A 16,596-nucleotide genomic window follows, 5' to 3' on the forward strand; every position below is an offset into this window, starting at 1 on the left:
GACCGATTAAAGCGGTGATCGGGGGGCAATGTCAAAAGGAGTGCGTAAACATTCTCCCGGCCACGGTGCATCAGGTACACTCGCCCTGTTTTAACATTTTCCTCTCATTGTTTTTTAGGGAACCGACGGTCAATGACGTTACAGCACGCACTGTTTTCTTTTAACGGCCGCCTGGGCCGCCGCGATTTTTGGATCTGGATGATCAGCTGGCTGATTCTGATGGCCGCCGATTTCTTCTTTGCCGCACAGCTATGGATTACCTATCAGACCGCGGGTTTCGCGCTGGTCGTCCTGTTGTGGCCAACGGCGGCGGTGCTGGTGAAAAGGTTACATGACCGCAATAAGTCGGCCTGGTGGGCATTGTTGTTTGTGCTGGCGTGGATGCTGGTGGCCGGAAACTGGGCGGCGGCGATGCCGCAGACGTGGAGCTGGGTATTAGGACGGCTGGTGCCTTCGGTCATTTTCATCATGCTGATTATCGACTGCGGCGCTTTCGCCGGTACACCGGGCACAAATCGTTTTGGCCCGGAGCCCGAAGACGTCAGATTTAAATCTGCATAACAAAAAATACTTACCAGTAGTGTTCGCTGGTCATATGACCCGGTTTGCGTTTGAGATGCTTGCGCATGCCATGCAGGTCTTTCAGCACCTGCTGGGTATCGCGGACCATCTGCGGGTTTCCGCAGAGCATGATGTGGCTGTCTTCCGCGTTGATCTTCAGGCCGACAGCCCCTTCCAGCGTGCCATTTTCAATCAGCGCCGGGACACGGCCGGTCAGTGAGCCTGAAATTTCTTCACGGCTGACGACGGTCTGAATATGCAGTTTGCCTTCATAACGTCGCTGTAATTGCTGCATCAGCGGTAAATAGCTGAGATCGGCAGCAAAGCGCGCGGCGTGGACCAGTACGATATTTTTAAAACGCTCCAGACCGGCTCCTTCCTGCAAAATTGACAGATAAGGCCCGATGGCGGTACCGGTTGCCAGCATCCAAAGCGTGTCACACTCAGGAACTTCATCAATCACGAAAAAGCCGGCGGCTTCTTTGGTGACATGAATTTCGTCGCCGGGCTGCATCACGTGCAGACGCGGGCTGAGTTTTCCTTCCGGCACGTTGACCAGATAAAACTCCAGGTCTGCGCTGGAAGGCGGATTGACGTAGGAATATGCACGCTGAACCCGCTCGCCGTCGATTTCCAGAGAGAGTTTGGCAAACTGGCCTGCGGTAAAAGAGTCGACTGGCGCATTGACCGTGATGCTGAACAAATTGTCCGTCCAGTGCTCAACTTTTTTGATTTTTCCCGTTACCCAATCAGCCATAAAAACTCCTGTCGTTTCTGATTTCGTCATGCATAGCGAATTTATGCGCTGATTTTATTTCAAATTTTTCGGATCCCTTATCGGTTAAATGTTATCAGCCTGTTCTGCGTCCGTTAGCCAGTATCGATTTCTGTACAGTCTGCGTTACAGATCTGGCTCCTGTCGCTGCCAGCAAAATAACAGGAGAGTTTGCCGCACCCCTCGCTTATTCATCTGAATTTGTTAACTTATGCGCCGCCGTATTATCGGCGGTTTTTCTGGTTATTTGTTCTGAACTTTTTCCACCTTATCTGATAACGAACTGAAAAATGAAAAATCTGGAAAATATTCACCTGCTTGTGATGCTGATATTGCTGGTGGCGGTCGGTCAGATGGCGCAGACCATTTATGTGCCGAACATCGCGGATATGGCGACCAGTCTGGCCGTCAAACCGGGGGCAGTGCAGCGCGTTATGGCCGCTTATTTGCTGACCTACGGCGGCTCGCAGCTGATTTACGGCCCGTTGTCCGACAACGTGGGGCGCAAACCGGTGATCCTCACCGGTCTGATGATTTTCCTGATTGGTGCGGCGGGCGCGATGGTGTCATCCAGTCTGAATATGCTGATTGCCGCCAGCGCCGTGCAGGGGCTGGGCACCGGCGTAGCGGGCGTGATGGCGAGAACCATGCCGCGTGACTTATACAGCGGCGGTGCTTTGCGCCACGCCAACAGTTTGCTGAACATGGGGATTCTGGTCAGCCCGCTGTTAGCGCCGGTTATCGGTGGTGCGCTGGCCGCGTGGTTAGGCTGGCGGGCGAGTTTCGGTTTTCTGCTTATTCTGTGCGCGGGCGTCGCGTTTTCGATGTACCGCTGGTTGCCGGAAACCCGCCCGGAATTTACCGCTGACCATCCGCCGCGCAAAATGCTCAGCAGCCTGCGTTTGTTGCTGGCAGACGCCAATTTCAGCCGTTATCTGGTAATGCTGGTGGGCGCGCTGGCGGGCGTGGCGGTCTTTGAAGCCAGCTGCGGCGTGCTGATGGGCGGCGTGTTGGGGCTGAGCGGCGTGATGGTCAGCATCCTGTTTATCCTGCCGATCCCTGCGGCATTCTTCGGTGCCTGGTATGCCGGGCGTACGGAGAAAAGCTTCCAGCAACTGATGTGGCATTCGGTCATCAGCTGTCTGCTGGCGGGGTTATTGATGTGGATCCCGGGCTGGCTGGGCATTATGAATATCTGGACGCTGATCGTGCCTGCGTCTTTGTTCTTCTTCGGCGCGGGTATGTTATTCCCGCTGGCGACGACCGGCGCGATGGAGCCTTTCCCTTATCTGGCGGGGGCTGCAGGGGCGCTGGTGGGCGGTTTGCAAAATATGGGATCGGGGCTGGTGGCGTGGATGTCAGCGATGTTGCCGCAAACAGGTCAGTTCAGTCTTGGCCTGCTGATGTTTGCGATGGCTGTGCTGATTTTGCTGTGCTGGTGGCCGATGTCGAACCGCAGTCAGCATGAAGGGCATGCGGCTTAACGTTTTGTTTTACATTAAAAAAGGCAGGGCAAAAAACCCTGCCTTTTGATGACCGGAAGGCCGCGGATCAGATAATGAATTCGTGCAGCGCGGCGTCTTTGCGATCGAGATAATGCGTCGAACGGATGCGGCGGATGGTGCGGGATTTGCCACGAATCAGCAGTGTTTCGGTGGTCGCCATATTTCCCTGACGGCTGATGCCTTCCAGCAGATCGCCTTTGGTAATCCCGGTCGCGGAGAAAATCACGTTGTCGTTGCGCGCCATATCATCAAGCAACAGCACTTTCCCGGCTTCAATCCCCATCGCTTTACAGCGCGCCAGCTCTTCTTCGCCAATCCGGCGGTTTTCCGGCGTTTCTCCTTTGACGTCATGACGCGCCAGTAATCGCCCCTGCATATCGCCATCCAGCGCGCGGATAACGGCCGCAGATATCACGCCTTCAGGCGCGCCGCCAATTCCATAAAGCACGTCAACCTCACTTTCCGGCATGCAGGTCAGAATGGTTGCTGCGACGTCACCGTCCGGGAACGCAAATACGCGGACACCGGCGGTCAGCATTTCACGGATTGCGTCGTCATGACGCGGTTTTGCCAGCACGGCAACGGTCAGTTCGGTCAGCGGTTTGTTCAGCGCTTTGGCAATATTCGCCAGATTTTCTGCCAGCGTCAGGTTCAGATTAATAGCGCCTTTCGCGCCAGGACCGACGGCAATTTTCTCCATGTACATATCAGGGGCGTTGAGGAAAGAACCCTGATCGCCCACAGCCAGCACAGCCAGTGCGTTGGACTGACCCATTGCGGTCATGCGCGTGCCTTCAATCGGATCCACCGCGATATCGACCGCGTCGCCGTTGCCTGTACCGACTTTTTCGCCGATATACAGCATCGGTGCTTCATCGATTTCACCTTCGCCAATCACAATCGTACCGTCGATATCGACTTTATTAAGCATGATGCGCATGGACTGCACGGCGGCGTTATCGGCGAGGTTTTTATCCCCGCGGCCCAGCCATTTATAACCGGCGAGCGCGGCAGCTTCGGTCACGCGGGAGAACTCGATTGCTAATTCACGTTTCATTGGAAAACCTGTTGGAAGAAAAGAAAGAGTTCGGTGAGGCAAGGCTCATCTGTGCCGCAGATTTTAGCACAGTGGGAAGGACGCATAAAAAAACTCCCCGGATGGGGAGTTTCATAAAAGGTGTTGGCGTAAAACTGACGGGATTACTCGTCGTGATCTTCCCACGAACGAACGCGTGCCACCGCTTTCTGCCAGCCTTTATAGCGGACATTACGTTCCGTCGTTTCAATGCTTGGGCGGAATTCACGTTCGATAGTGGCTTTGCTGCGGACTTCTTCCAGATCGTTCCAGAAACCGACGGCCAGGCCTGCGAGGAAAGCAGAACCCAGCGCGGTAACTTCCAGCACTTCAGGACGCTCAACGCGGGTACCCAAAATGTCGGACTGGAATTGCATCAGGAAGTTGTTGGCGACCGCGCCGCCGTCCACGCGTAAGGATTGCAGACGGGCACCGGAATCGGCCTGCATGGCATCCAGTACGTCGCGGGTCTGATAAGCAATAGACTCCAGCGTTGCGCGGATGATGTGGTTGCTGTTCGCACCACGGCTCAGACCGAAGATTGCGCCACGGGCATACGGGTCCCAGTAAGGGGCGCCGAGGCCGGTGAAAGCAGGCACCACGTAAACGCCGTTAGTGTCTTTCACCTTCATCGCGAAATATTCGGAGTCAGTCGCATCGCTGATCAGTTTCAGCTCATCACGCAGCCACTGAATAGATGCGCCACCAACGAAAACGGCACCTTCCAGCGCGTAGTTTACTTCGCCGTGCGGGCCGCAGGCGATGGTGGTCAGCAGACCATTTTTCGATGCAACAACTTCGGTGCCGGTGTTCATTAACAGGAAGCAGCCGGTGCCGTAGGTGTTTTTCGCCATACCCGGTTGCACGCACAGTTGGCCGTAAAGCGCCGCCTGCTGGTCACCGGCAATACCGGCGATTGGAATACGCGTACCGCCTTTACCACCAATGTTGGTCTGGCCGTAAATTTCAGAGGAAGGACGGACTTCCGGCAGCATTTCACGCGGAATATCCAGCGCTTCGAGCATGCGTTCATCCCACTTCAAATCACGGATATTGAACAGCATGGTACGTGATGCGTTGGTGTAATCCGTCACGTGAACGCGTCCCTGAGTCATTTTCCAGACCAGCCAGGTATCCACAGTCCCGAACAGCAGTTCGCCGCGTTTAGCACGTTCACGGGAGCCTTCAACGTTATCGAGGATCCATTTCAGTTTGGTGCCGGAGAAGTACGGGTCAACCACCAGGCCGGTGTTGTGACGGATGTACTCTTCCATCCCGTCTTTTTTCAGCTTTTCGCAGATATCAGCAGTACGACGGCATTGCCACACAATCGCGTTATAAATCGGCTTGCCGGTTTCTTTTTCCCACACGATGGTGGTTTCACGCTGGTTGGTGATACCGATACCGGCGATCTGATCGGAATTGATGTCGGCTTTAGCCAGCACTTCAACCAGTACCGAGCTTTGCGATGACCAGATTTCCATCGGATCGTGCTCAACCCAGCCAGATTTAGGGTAGATCTGGGTAAATTCACGCTGAGAAACGCTGATGATGTTGGCATCGTGATCCAGCACTACTGCGCGTGAGCTGGTCGTACCCTGATCGAGTGCGACAATGTATTTTTTTTCGTGAGTCGTATCTGCTGACATAATTTTCATCCTGCAAATGAGTAAGCTGTGGAACAGTTTAGCCGATCAGGCCTTGCGCTGTTTGGTTGGCTGTGACGCTTTGTCAGCCGCTGTTTCGTTAATCTGGTGTGGCAGGTGACGACTAATCAATGCTTTATAGCCGACCGCACCCAGACACGCACCCAGCAGTGGGCCAAAAATCGGTACCAGGAAGTAAGGGATATCGCGGGCGCCGGTGAAGGCCACTTTGCCCCAGCCTGCGAAGTAAGCGAACAGTTTCGGTCCGAAATCACGCGCCGGGTTCAGTGCGAATCCGGTCAGTGGCCCCATGGATGCACCGATAACTGCAATCAGAATACCGATCAGCAGCGGAGCCAGCGGGCCACGTGGCAGGCCGTTGCCGTCATCGGTCAGGCCGAGGATCAGCGACATCAGAACGGCGGTGATCACGGTTTCAACCAGGAACGCCTGCAATACGCTGATGTGCGGGTTTGGATACGTCGAGAAGATACCGGCAAGGCTCAGACTGTCTACGCTGCCGCGTACCATGTTGTGAGTTTGCTCGAAATCGTAGAACAGATTGTAGTAAAGGCCGTAAACCAGCGCGGCGGCACAGAAGGCGCCTGCGACCTGCGCGATTATGTAAGGCAGAACTTTGCGTCCTTCAAAGTTTGCAAACAAACATAGCGCGACGGTGACAGCCGGGTTCAGGTGTGCGCCTGAGATCGCCGCAGTCAGGTAAATGGCCATGGCCACACCGAAACCCCAGACGATACTGATTTCCCACTGGCCAAAGGATGCTCCGGCAAGCTTCAATGCAGCAACACAGCCTGCACCGAAGAAAATGATAAGCCCGGTACCCAGAAACTCAGCGATGCACTGACCTTTTAATGTGGAACTCATGGTTTGGCTCATAGTTTGATCCTGCTAAGGATGATGTTAATGATTGGTTATAGTTTTTCTGTTATGTCGTACGTGAACGTAATCGGATTTTGACGTTCATCATTAAATGAGAACGTAATGTGAATTTATCGTTAACGAGCATAAACGAGAAATAGCGAAATCAAATTTTGTGTGTCGTGTCATAAAAATGAGCGATTTCGCGTATTCGCAGGCCATCACGCGCGGAAAAAAGGCCACGATTTAACAATTTTTGGGCCGCGTCGGTTGAAACGAACATAACAACAGGCCGGATAAGGTTATTCGGTATTAACGGGGATTTCTGGTGAGTGACGCTGCTTTTTAAGCATTTCCTGATACCCGGCGCTGTAAAATTGCAACAGACTGCGTGCAGGAAGGGGTTCTTGCTAGACAGGGCAAAGCTGGCTACATACAATCACCCGGTAAGACACCCGCTGGTTTTACAAGACTTTGGCGCAATTCAGACCCGGATTTGGTTTGTATTCGTTATCAAAATCGACGGAGTGCAGGAATTCTTGAGCCGTGTCCGGATGATGCGGCAGAACATAAGATGTGCGCCTTGCGAACATAAGGGGACCGAAAAATGTCATTTGAAGTATTTGAGAAATTAGAAGCTAAAGTTCAGCAAGCGATCGATACCATTACTCTTTTGCAGATGGAAATCGAAGAACTGAAAGAACAAAACAATACCCTGTCTCAGGAAGTTCAGCAGGCGAGTGGTAATCATGAATCGCTGGTGCGTGAAAATGCACAGTTGAAAGAAGAACAGCACGTGTGGCAGGACCGTCTGCGTGCATTGCTGGGAAAAATGGAAGAAGTCTGATGACTTCGGCCTGAAAATAAAAAAGGACGCCACGGCGTCCTTTTTTGTTGCTGAAAGCGCAAGGTTATTCGATGTCGAGCGGGTCTTCCGACAGCACGATACCGGTGTTGTCGGCATAAAGATGGTCACCGGAGAAGAAGGTGACACCGCCGAAATTGACACGAATGTCGCTTTCGCCAATCCCTTCACTGCCTGCCCCCGCCGGAATCGCTGCCATCGCCTGAATGCCGATATCCAGTTCTTCCAGATCATCTACCTGACGAACTGCACCGTAAATCACAATGCCTTCCCATTCGTTTTGCAACGCCAGGCGTGCCAGACCGGCATCAAGCAATGCGCGACGAACGGAGCCACCGCCATCGACCAGCAGTACGCGACCACGGCCATTTTCTTCCAGCAAGTCATAAAGCAAGCCATTGTCTTCGAAACACTTCACTGTCGTGATTTGCCCGCCAAATGAAGTACGGCCACCAAAGTTGGAGAACAGGGGTTCGACGACATTCACTTCTTCATGGTAGATGTCGCAAAGTTCGGAAGTATCGTATTTCATAGGATTTCATCTGGTTGCTGCATGAGTGTTCAGTATATCCCTTTCGGACGGATGTTGGCAAAATCATCAATTGTTAAATGTGAAAAGCGGCTCGATAAACGCACATCAGGCCACTTTTATTCAATTGAGTAACAGACCCACCGCAAACAACACGTTAGTCAGTAACGCCGTTTTCACCATATGTTCGAGCAGCGGACGCACTTCCAAAGATGTTTTGGACTTTCTTACGCGGATGACGTGAGTCACCAGCATCGGTACGGCCAGAATAAATAACCAGCCGGTCCAGTGGCGCAAATACACGGCGGAAAAAATGGCCAGGCACAGTGTGGCGGCGGCCAAAATAAACGTGTGATAATTGCGGGCATTCACTGGCCCGAGGCGAACCGCCAGCGTGTTTTTGCCGTTGGCGCGATCGGTTTCGATATCGCGCAAATTGTTGATATTCAGCACCGCCGTCGAGAGCAATCCCGTTGCGGTGGCTGGCAGCATCACAATCCAGTCAAAATATCCCGCCTGCAAATAGAATGTCCCGGCGACGCTTATCCAGCCAAAGAAAATCAAAACGGAAATATCACCCAGCCCCATATAACCGTAAGGGCGCGTGCCGACGGTATATGTGATGGCCGCGCCAATAGAGAGAAGGCCGAGGATCACAAAGCCCACGACATCACTCGGTTTGTGGCAGGCGACAGCGATAAGCGCGATACCGCACACGAGCGTCAGGGCGATGGTCAGGATAATCGCGCGCTTCATCTGTGCGGCGGTAATCATCCCTTTTTGCATCCCGCGCAACGGCCCGACGCGATCGGGCGTATCACTGCCTTTTTCGGCATCGCCATAATCATTGGCCAGATTAGACAGGATTTGAAGACAACCCGCCGTCAGCAACGCCAGCAGCGCGATGAGCGGATGGAAAACGCCTTGCAGGCTGGCAATCGCCGAACCCATGACAATTGAGGCAAAAGCCAGAGGCAGCGTTTTAGGACGCAGGCTTTCAAGCCATGCGCGGGCAGGCGTGGTCGGGGTGCAGGGAGTCATTGTGCTCATAGGTGATTTCGCTCAGGTGAACAGTCAGTCCGAAATCTAAAAAAAATCAGGGAGGCAAACGCCTCCCTGAAGATCACTTTCGGAACGTATGAGCAAATTATAAGATAAAACGGCTCAGATCTTCATCAGCTACCAGCTGATCAAGGTGGCTTCTAACATAATCTGCATCAATGTTTATGGAGATACCGTTGCTTTCGCTGGCGTCGTAGGAAATATCTTCCATCAGGCGCTCCAGAACCGTGTGCAGACGACGTGCGCCAATGTTCTCGGTGGTTTCGTTCACCTGCCATGCCGCTTCCGCGATACGACGGATGCCGTCAGCCGTGAAATCAATGGTCACACCTTCGGTCGCCATCAATGCTTTGTACTGATGAGTCAGGGATGCACTTGGCTCAGTCAGAATACGTTCGAAGTCTTCAGTCGACAGCGCCTGTAGCTCAACGCGGATTGGCAGACGCCCCTGCAATTCCGGGATCAGGTCTGACGGGCTGGCAGTCTGGAACGCGCCAGAGGCAATAAACAGAATGTGATCCGTTTTCACCATGCCGTGTTTAGTGGAAACGGTACAGCCTTCCACCAGCGGCAGCAGATCGCGCTGAACGCCTTCGCGTGACACATCCGGGCCTGAGCTCTGGCCGCGTTTACAGATTTTGTCGATCTCATCGATGAACACGATGCCGTGCTGTTCAACGGCTTCAATCGCCTGTTCTTTCAGCTCTTCCGGGTTCACCAGTTTCGCCGCTTCTTCTTCAACCAGCAGCTTGTAAGCTTCTTTGATTTTCAGTTTGCGCGGTTTCTGCTTCTGTCCGGCCATGTTCTGGAACATGGATTGCAGCTGATTGGTCATCTCTTCCATGCCCGGAGGGGACATGATTTCAACGCCAACAGGCGCAGCCGCCAGATTGATTTCGATTTCTTTGTCGTCGAGCTGGCCTTCACGTAATTTCTTGCGGAAGTTTTGGCGCGCGGCAGAAGGCTCGTGCGCTTCGTCAGCCTGGCCCCAGTTGTTTTTCGCCGGCGGGATCAGCACATCGAGAATACGTTCTTCGGCCATTTCTTCGGCGCGGAAGCGGTTCTTATCGATGGATTGCAGGCGCACCATTTTCACGGCGGCATCGGTCAGATCACGAATAATTGAATCTACTTCTTTCCCGACGTAGCCCACTTCGGTGAACTTAGTGGCTTCGACTTTGATGAACGGCGCATTAGCCAGTTTGGCCAGACGACGGGCAATTTCAGTTTTACCGACACCGGTCGGGCCGATCATCAGAATATTTTTTGGGGTGACTTCGTGGCGCAGCGCTTCATCAAGCTGCATACGGCGCCAGCGGTTACGCAGGGCGATCGCGACAGCGCGTTTCGCTTTATCCTGGCCAATGATGTAGCTGTCTAACTCGCTGACAATTTCGCGCGGGGTCATCTCAGACATAATTTTCGATCCTTACGCTTTAGAAGACAATTCTTCGAGGGTGTGGAAATGGTTGGTATAGATACAGATGTCACCGGCGATAGTCAGCGATTTTTCGACGATATCGCGTGCGCCAAGGTCTGAGTTTTCCAACAATGCGCGGGCTGCCGCCTGGGCATACGGGCCACCGGAACCAATCGCGATAAGGTCGTTTTCAGGCTGGATGACGTCGCCGTTACCACTGATAATCAGCGAGGCATTTTCATCCGCAACGGCCAGCAGCGCTTCGAGACGGCGCAGCATACGGTCGGTACGCCAGTCTTTAGCCAGCTCAACGGCGGCTTTCACCAGATGACCCTGGTGCATTTCCAGTTTGCGTTCGAACAGCTCAAACAGCGTGAAGGCGTCAGCGGTACCGCCAGCAAAACCAGCGATCACTTTGTCGTTGTACAGGCGACGTACTTTCTTGACGTTGCCCTTCATGACGGTATTTCCCAATGTGGCCTGGCCATCACCACCGATAACGACCTTGCCGTTACGGCGTACACTTACAATTGTTGTCACGAGCGGTTCCTCGTTGCAGACGGAAAAGATCCCCGCAGGCTTGTGGGACACTTCGCGTGTCTCACAAACTTACGGGGCATATTGAAAGTATAGATTGGGGAAGGATTACGGGTTTTCAACCCCCGGTTGCGACGGGAATGCAACCGGAGATGCCAGCGCCTTTGAGACGCGATAGTGTGCTGTCAGCACCAGAACGGCTGTTGTACGGGCCGATAACCACTCGGCTCCAGCCGCCACCGGTGGTGATTCGGCCTTCAAACCCTTCGAATGCCAGCTTGGCTCGCTGGGATTCCGCCTGATCGGCGCCTTTGAATGAACCGCACTGCACCATAAAGCGCTGGGTTTTTTCCTGCTCTTTCGGTTTTTCTGGCGCTGCCTGTGTGATGGCAGCCGGTTGCTGTGCTTTCGGTTGTTCTTTCGGCACTTCCCTGACCGGTTCTTTCACCTGTGGCTTAGGTTTTGGCTGAACAGGCTGCGTTTGCACCTGAGCCTGCGTCGCGCGTACCGGCTGCGTCTGCGGCGTGTACGTTGGCTGCTGAACCTGACGCGGCTGTGTCTGCACCGGCTGTTGCTGGGCATAAGTTGGCTGTTGTTGCTGAACCTGACGCTGCGTCTGAGCCGGACGCGTGGCGACCTGACTTGGGTCGTTATACGGCACTTCAGACAGCTGTGTCGGCGTCTGGCGCATATCGGCCTGCATTTGCTCAAGAAGCTGTCGCTGTTCCGGCGTCAGCTGAGTTTTGGATTCAACCTGACCGCCCGCCGTCGGTTCTGTCGGCGTGGTGACGCCCATCTGACGGTTTTCCAGCTCCTTGATATAACGCCAGCGTTCTTCAGGCTTAGGCGGCAATCCGTTACCCGGACGAACAACATGCGTCGGCAGTACCGCCGCTTCTTCATGTTTATTGTGCGCAATAAAATAGAGGCCACCGACAAACACCACCAGTACCGCAACGGCTAACACCACCATGGTTTTGGAGATCGTTGGGGAACTGCGTTTTTTACTCCGGCTGGTACTTTTCCGCCGCGCTCCTGAGCGCCCACGGCTTACATAGTCTCTTTGTGCCACTATCGTTTCGCTGTGTCGTGATGAATGAAGAAGTGCGTCATGTTACTTAACCCTGCATATATAACAAATCAAAAACTGACTCACGCTTTCGGGGCGGCCGTGCTTTGGCGTACGACCAGCTCACTATCAAGCAGAAGCGAACCGTTTTGTACCGGATTTCCCTGTAACTGCTCAAGTAATAATAACATAGCCTGACGACCAAGCTGGAATCTTGGCTGCGCGACGGTGGTCAGCGGAGGATCGGTAAACTGGCTGGCTTTGATGTCATCGAAGCCCACAACCGATAAATCCTGCGGAATACGTAAACCCATTTTCTTCGCCTGGAACATCGCACCAATCGCCATAATGTCGTTATGGCAGAAGATGGCCGTTGGCGGAGAAGGCAGCGCCATCAGTTCGCTCACCGCCCGCGCGCCGGATTCATAGGTAAAATCGCCCTGAGCGGTTAATGCGTTTTCGACGCTGATCCCGTTGCGGCGCAGCGCCTGCACATAACCTTGCGAGCGATACTGGCAAAGCGGCATGTGTTTCGGCCCTTCGATACAGGCAATACGCTGGTGGCCCAGATTCAGCAGATAATGCACCGCTTCAAACGCGGCAGTCAGGTTATCGATATGAACCGTCGGCAGTTCCAGTTCGGGCGCAAATTCATTGGCCATCACCATCGGCGGCAGGTTGCGTTGTTCTTCTTTGCTGGCATCGAAAGGTAAATCAGAACCGAGCAGCAACATGCCATCAATCTGTTTGGTGATGATCAGATTGATAAAGGTTTTTTCCTGCTGGTTTTGCTGAGCGCAGTCGCCAATCAGCACCAGATAACCGCTTTCGGCGGCGGTGCGTTCGATCCCTTTGATCAGATCGGCAAAAAACGGATCGCAGATGTCCGGGACGATCACCAGAATAGTTCGCGATTCATTGCGTTTCAGGTTTCGGGACAAGGCATGGGGAGAATATCCTACGGCCATGACAGCCTGATCGACCTTCTGACGGGTAGATGCGGAGACTTTCTCCGGGTTCATTAACGCGCGGGATACCGTTGCTGTTGAAACGCCTGCCTGTTCTGCCACATCTTTCATTGTCGCGGCGGGTAATTCTTTCTTGTGATCCAACGCATCTCTCCTTGCAACAGCATCAAACTGACACAACAACATCCACATTCCTCACCTGGCTACCCATGCTGTGTAGCTCATCACATTCTAAACAGAATGTGAGTAGGATTTGTTACCTAATTTGCATTAAAAGTGTGATGCAGATGCTTTTTTCGATCCATCACGCAGAAATCCTGACTATTTATGCGGATTAGCTATCGATCGGATCGACATCCAGCGTCCATTTCACTTTTTTAGCCTGCGGCAGGCTGGTAATCAGCGGTTGAGAACTTTTGATCAGATGCTGCAAAACGCGGCGGGAAGGATGCTGCAATAAGAGCTGCCAGCGGAAACGTCCGTTGCGCTTGGCCGCAAGCGCAGGCACCGGCCCTAAAATCCACAACGAATCATCTTTAAGCGGGCTGGATTCCAGCAGATTTCGCAACTGTTGCAGGAACAGCGCCGACTGCTGATTATCGTGGTCTTCTGAGCGGATCATAATGTGGCTGGTGTAAGGCGGCAGAAAGACGCTCTTGCGCTCGGCAAGCGTCTGTTTTGCGAATTCGTCGTAGCCTTGCTGCAACAGAACCTGCAACAGCGGATGTTCAGGATGATGCGTTTGCAGAACCACTTCACCTTGTTTGCCTGCACGACCGGCACGGCCTGAAACCTGAGTATAAAGCTGGGCAAAACGTTCTGCTGAACGGAAATCCGCCGAGAACAGCGCGCCGTCAACGTCCAGCAGCGAGACCAGCGTGACATCCGGGAAATGGTGGCCTTTCGCCAGCATTTGCGTGCCGATAAGAATACGCGCGCCACCACGATGGACTTCGTTCAGATGCTGTTCCAGCGAACCTTTACGGCTGGTAGTGTCACGGTCAATGCGGGTGATTGGCGTATCGGGGAACAACGGCGCCAGCTCGTTTTCCAGCTGCTCGGTGCCGACGCCGACTGACACCAGCTGCGTCGAACCGCAATGCGGGCACTGATGCGGCACGGCACGCTGGCTATCGCAATGGTGGCAGCGTAACTGGCGCTGGTTCTGATGCAGCGTGTAATAGTGGTCGCAGCGCTGACACTCAGCAATCCATCCGCATTCGTGGCAGAGCAGGGCAGGCGCATAGCCGCGGCGGTTGAGGAACAGCATGACCTGATTGTCCGCTTTAAGATGTTCCTGCATGCGCTGGATCAGCGGCTGGGAAAGCCCGACTTTCAGCTGCAACCCTTTTAAATCCAGCAAATTTTGCCGCGCGAGTTTGGCGTTACCGGCACGCTTGGTCAGCTTCAGCTGGCGATATTTGCCCAGTTCCACGTTGTGCAGCGTTTCCAGCGCAGGCGTTGCCGAGCCCATAATAATGGGGATGTTTTCCGCATGGGCGCGATATACCGCGAGATCCCGCGCGTGATACCGCCAGCCTTCCTGCTGCTTATAAGAGCTGTCGTGTTCTTCATCGATAATGATAACGCCCAGACGTGCAAATGGCGTGAACAGCGACGAGCGCGTGCCGATCACAATTCCGGCTTCGCCATTACGCGCCCGCAGCCACACTGAAAGTCGCTCGCTGTCGTTGAGACCGGAATGCAAAACATCGACCGGCGCGCTGAAACGTTCGCGAAAACGCGCGATGGTTTGCGGGGTCAGACCGATTTCCGGCACCATCACCAGCGCCTGACTGCCCTGCGCGAGAATATTTTCCAGCACGCTCAGATACACTTCGGTTTTACCCGAACCTGTTACCCCGGCCAGCAGCCAGGCAGAAAACTGCTGATCTTCACTGCGGATGGCTCCGACAGCGGTGGCTTGTTCGGTATTCAGGCGCAGGCGTTCGCCCACGACGGAGAAATCTTTGCGCCAGTCTTGTGTGGCAGGCGCGATGCTGCGTAAATCTGTCAGTCCTTTCGCCCGTAGTGCCTGCAAAGCAGTATCGGTCAGATCGAGGTCAGCAACCTGATGGCGATACAGCGGTTTTTGGATCAGTGCCGCCATCGCCTGTTGCTGTTTTGGCGCACGTTTCAGGCTGTCGAGCGGCGTGGCGCGCCCCTGTTCGGTGGCAAACCATTGCCAGAGCGGCGTCAGTTCAGCGGGTTTCCCCTGACGTAACAACACCGGCAGTGCGTGAAACAACACTTCGCCAATCGGGAAATGATAATAGTCGGCAGCCCAGAGCAGGATGCGCCACAGATCGGGCGTGAAAAGGCTGGAAGAGTCGAGGACTTCACGCACGGGTTTCAGCTTATCCAGGCCAAATTCGCTCGAGTCGCTGACGCGCGTCACGATGCCAATGGCGTCGCGTTTACCGAAAGGCACACTGACCCGACAACCCTGAGAAACCTGCAATCCAGGCGGCAGGAGGTAATCGAAAGTACGGGCAAGTGGAACAGGTAACGCGACGTGGGCAACAGGCATTGTGGGTCCAGACTATAAAAAAATGACGAGATAGTGTACACTGTGTCCTTCGAAATGCATGAACATCATTGCGCGGTTCTCAGAGATTCTGTATGATTCGCCGCCTTTAGTGCATTTCGTACTAAAGCCTATCATCCACTACGCGTGGTGTCTGACGGAACAGGGTTGGATAGCGACGCGGCCTTAAGAAGAGGTTTTCCATGAAAAAAGGTATTCACCCTAAATACGTAGAAGTTACTGCATCTTGCTCATGCGGTAACGTAATCAAAACTCACTCAACTGTGGGTCACGATCTGAACCTGGACGTTTGTGGCGAATGTCACCCGTTCTACACTGGTAAGCAACGTGAAGTCGCTACCGGTGGCCGCGTTGACCGCTTCAACAAGCGTTTCAGCGTTCCAAGCAGCAAATAAGCTTACGCTTGAGAGCAAAAAAAGGCGCCTTTGGCGCCTTTTTTGTTGCCTGTCGTTTCACTTCCCGCCAGACAAAACCTTCAGTGATTCAAAACGTTCTATTGATCGCCCGCTCGTCAAAAGCCCGCACAATGAATTGCACAGGGCTGTCAGAAAATCTCAGCGTTTCTCAATATTCCCAGGTATCAGGATCAACACCCAGTTCACGCATCAGGATCTTCGCCGCTTCCGGGATTTCGTCACTGCGTTCTTTACGCAGGTCTTCGTCATTCGGCAAAGGCTGACCGGTGAACGCATGCAGGAAAGCTTCACACAATAATTCACTGTTAGTCGCATGACGCAGGTTATTCACCTGACGACGGGTGCGTTCATCGGTGAGAATTTTCAGGACTTTCAGCGGAATGGATACCGTGATTTTCTTAACTTGCTCACTTTTCTTACCGTGTTCAGCGTAAGGGCTGACATATTCGCCGTTCCACTCAGCCATGGGACACCTTAAATTTATCAAAAAATAAAATACTGAAAACCGCGTGATTATGCCCGATTTTCACTGTTCTCACTAAATAAATGTCGTCATTTTACAGGGATACCTCACGATTTGCCCTGCGGCATTGTTCATTTTGTCGCCTTGCGCTTAATTGCTTCACGCAACGGATCTGCCGGACATCTTCATTAACGTCATAATTTTAGCGGGTATTGCTCTGTTGCTCAATCTATACGCAAAGAAGTTTAGATGTCCAGATGTATTGACGTCTATAATTC

General features: G+C 53.4%; 16 protein-coding genes. 4 read left to right on the forward strand and 12 right to left on the reverse strand.

Going from position 1 to position 16,596, the window contains the following annotated elements:
* The first annotated feature begins 132 nt into the window (after positions 1 to 132).
* Positions 133 to 561: a DUF805 domain-containing protein gene (locus M2403_RS24205; RefSeq protein ID WP_152325018.1), complete on the forward strand. Its 429-nt coding sequence runs from the start codon at positions 133 to 135 to the stop codon at positions 559 to 561.
* Positions 562 to 571: 10 nt separating this feature from the next.
* Here M2403_RS24205 and fpr read toward each other — a convergent pair whose 3' ends face one another.
* Positions 572 to 1,318: a ferredoxin--NADP(+) reductase gene (gene fpr / locus M2403_RS24210; RefSeq protein WP_152325019.1), complete on the reverse strand. Its 747-nt coding sequence runs from the start codon at positions 1,316 to 1,318 to the stop codon at positions 572 to 574.
* 308 nt (positions 1,319 to 1,626) lie between these two features.
* On the opposite strand from fpr, the gene emrD reads away from it, so the two are divergent.
* Entirely contained in the window at positions 1,627 to 2,820 is a 1,194-nt protein-coding gene (emrD, locus tag M2403_RS24215) for a multidrug efflux MFS transporter EmrD (RefSeq protein ID WP_259231200.1), read from the forward strand.
* A gap of 67 nt (positions 2,821 to 2,887) precedes the next feature.
* Here emrD and glpX read toward each other — a convergent pair whose 3' ends face one another.
* The 3 genes from glpX to M2403_RS24230 all read right to left on the reverse strand — a co-directional run bounded on the left by glpX (position 2,888) and on the right by M2403_RS24230 (position 6,459).
* On the reverse strand, positions 2,888 to 3,898 hold the full coding sequence (gene glpX / locus M2403_RS24220) for a class II fructose-bisphosphatase (protein WP_208951169.1): 1,011 nt from the start codon (positions 3,896 to 3,898) through the stop codon (positions 2,888 to 2,890).
* 143 nt (positions 3,899 to 4,041) lie between these two features.
* Positions 4,042 to 5,565, reverse strand: a complete 1,524-nt coding sequence (gene glpK / locus M2403_RS24225) for a glycerol kinase GlpK (protein ID WP_259231201.1) — start codon at positions 5,563 to 5,565, stop codon at positions 4,042 to 4,044.
* 45 nt (positions 5,566 to 5,610) lie between these two features.
* A complete protein-coding gene (locus M2403_RS24230) occupies positions 5,611 to 6,459 on the reverse strand; it encodes an MIP/aquaporin family protein (RefSeq protein WP_152325022.1) in 849 nt (282 codons plus the stop codon).
* A 589-nt stretch (positions 6,460 to 7,048) separates the two neighbouring features.
* Between M2403_RS24230 and zapB the strand changes: the two genes are divergently transcribed.
* Positions 7,049 to 7,288: a septal ring assembly protein ZapB gene (gene zapB, locus M2403_RS24235; RefSeq protein WP_013577585.1), complete on the forward strand. Its 240-nt coding sequence runs from the start codon at positions 7,049 to 7,051 to the stop codon at positions 7,286 to 7,288.
* 64 nt (positions 7,289 to 7,352) lie between these two features.
* Here zapB and rraA read toward each other — a convergent pair whose 3' ends face one another.
* The 7 genes from rraA to priA form a co-directional block, all read right to left on the reverse strand.
* Positions 7,353 to 7,838, reverse strand: a complete 486-nt coding sequence (rraA, locus tag M2403_RS24240; RefSeq protein ID WP_152325023.1) for a ribonuclease E activity regulator RraA — start codon at positions 7,836 to 7,838, stop codon at positions 7,353 to 7,355.
* A gap of 120 nt (positions 7,839 to 7,958) precedes the next feature.
* Positions 7,959 to 8,885, reverse strand: a complete 927-nt coding sequence (locus tag M2403_RS24245; protein ID WP_152325024.1) for a 1,4-dihydroxy-2-naphthoate polyprenyltransferase — start codon at positions 8,883 to 8,885, stop codon at positions 7,959 to 7,961.
* Between the two features lie 97 nt (positions 8,886 to 8,982).
* The gene (hslU, locus tag M2403_RS24250; RefSeq protein WP_152325025.1) at positions 8,983 to 10,314 is read right to left on the reverse strand and encodes an HslU--HslV peptidase ATPase subunit; all 1,332 of its coding nucleotides are present in this window, start codon (positions 10,312 to 10,314) and stop codon (positions 8,983 to 8,985) included.
* A gap of 12 nt (positions 10,315 to 10,326) precedes the next feature.
* Positions 10,327 to 10,857 carry an ATP-dependent protease subunit HslV gene (gene hslV, locus M2403_RS24255; protein ID WP_152325026.1) on the reverse strand — a complete coding sequence of 177 codons (531 nt, stop codon included), beginning with the start codon at positions 10,855 to 10,857 and terminating at the stop codon, positions 10,327 to 10,329.
* 115 nt (positions 10,858 to 10,972) lie between these two features.
* A complete protein-coding gene (gene ftsN / locus M2403_RS24260) occupies positions 10,973 to 11,926 on the reverse strand; it encodes a cell division protein FtsN (protein WP_259231203.1) in 954 nt (317 codons plus the stop codon).
* 80 nt (positions 11,927 to 12,006) lie between these two features.
* Positions 12,007 to 13,035 (reverse strand): DNA-binding transcriptional regulator CytR, encoded by a 1,029-nt coding sequence (gene cytR / locus M2403_RS24265; RefSeq protein ID WP_152325028.1) that lies wholly within the window; start codon positions 13,033 to 13,035, stop codon positions 12,007 to 12,009.
* Positions 13,036 to 13,225: 190 nt separating this feature from the next.
* Positions 13,226 to 15,421, reverse strand: a complete 2,196-nt coding sequence (priA, locus tag M2403_RS24270; protein WP_152325029.1) for a primosomal protein N' — start codon at positions 15,419 to 15,421, stop codon at positions 13,226 to 13,228.
* Between the two features lie 200 nt (positions 15,422 to 15,621).
* On the opposite strand from priA, the gene rpmE reads away from it, so the two are divergent.
* Entirely contained in the window at positions 15,622 to 15,834 is a 213-nt protein-coding gene (gene rpmE, locus M2403_RS24275; protein ID WP_152325030.1) for a 50S ribosomal protein L31, read from the forward strand.
* Positions 15,835 to 16,003: 169 nt separating this feature from the next.
* On the opposite strand, the gene metJ is transcribed toward rpmE, so the two are convergent.
* Complete coding sequence (metJ, locus tag M2403_RS24280) at positions 16,004 to 16,321, reverse strand: met regulon transcriptional regulator MetJ (RefSeq protein ID WP_004392248.1); 318 nt, start codon at positions 16,319 to 16,321, stop codon at positions 16,004 to 16,006.
* Positions 16,322 to 16,596: the final 275 nt, after the last annotated feature.

The organism is Rahnella sp. BIGb0603 (assembly GCF_024808755.1).
In the GTDB taxonomy this organism is placed as follows: Bacteria; Pseudomonadota; Gammaproteobacteria; order Enterobacterales; family Enterobacteriaceae; genus Rahnella; species Rahnella contaminans.

Coding starts and splice junctions, on each gene's coding strand:
- M2403_RS24230 (WP_152325022.1), bottom strand. CDS start 6,459: ATGAGCCAAACCATGAGTTCCACATTAAAAGGTCAGTGCATCGCTGAG.
- zapB (WP_013577585.1), top strand. CDS start 7,049: ATGTCATTTGAAGTATTTGAGAAATTAGAAGCTAAAGTTCAGCAAGCG.
- rpmE (WP_152325030.1), top strand. CDS start 15,622: ATGAAAAAAGGTATTCACCCTAAATACGTAGAAGTTACTGCATCTTGC.
- rraA (WP_152325023.1), bottom strand. CDS start 7,838: ATGAAATACGATACTTCCGAACTTTGCGACATCTACCATGAAGAAGTG.
- M2403_RS24205 (WP_152325018.1), top strand. CDS start 133: ATGACGTTACAGCACGCACTGTTTTCTTTTAACGGCCGCCTGGGCCGC.
- emrD (WP_259231200.1), top strand. CDS start 1,627: ATGAAAAATCTGGAAAATATTCACCTGCTTGTGATGCTGATATTGCTG.
- glpX (WP_208951169.1), bottom strand. CDS start 3,898: ATGAAACGTGAATTAGCAATCGAGTTCTCCCGCGTGACCGAAGCTGCC.
- fpr (WP_152325019.1), bottom strand. CDS start 1,318: ATGGCTGATTGGGTAACGGGAAAAATCAAAAAAGTTGAGCACTGGACG.
- hslU (WP_152325025.1), bottom strand. CDS start 10,314: ATGTCTGAGATGACCCCGCGCGAAATTGTCAGCGAGTTAGACAGCTAC.
- M2403_RS24245 (WP_152325024.1), bottom strand. CDS start 8,885: ATGAGCACAATGACTCCCTGCACCCCGACCACGCCTGCCCGCGCATGG.
- glpK (WP_259231201.1), bottom strand. CDS start 5,565: ATGTCAGCAGATACGACTCACGAAAAAAAATACATTGTCGCACTCGAT.
- metJ (WP_004392248.1), bottom strand. CDS start 16,321: ATGGCTGAGTGGAACGGCGAATATGTCAGCCCTTACGCTGAACACGGT.
- priA (WP_152325029.1), bottom strand. CDS start 15,421: ATGCCTGTTGCCCACGTCGCGTTACCTGTTCCACTTGCCCGTACTTTC.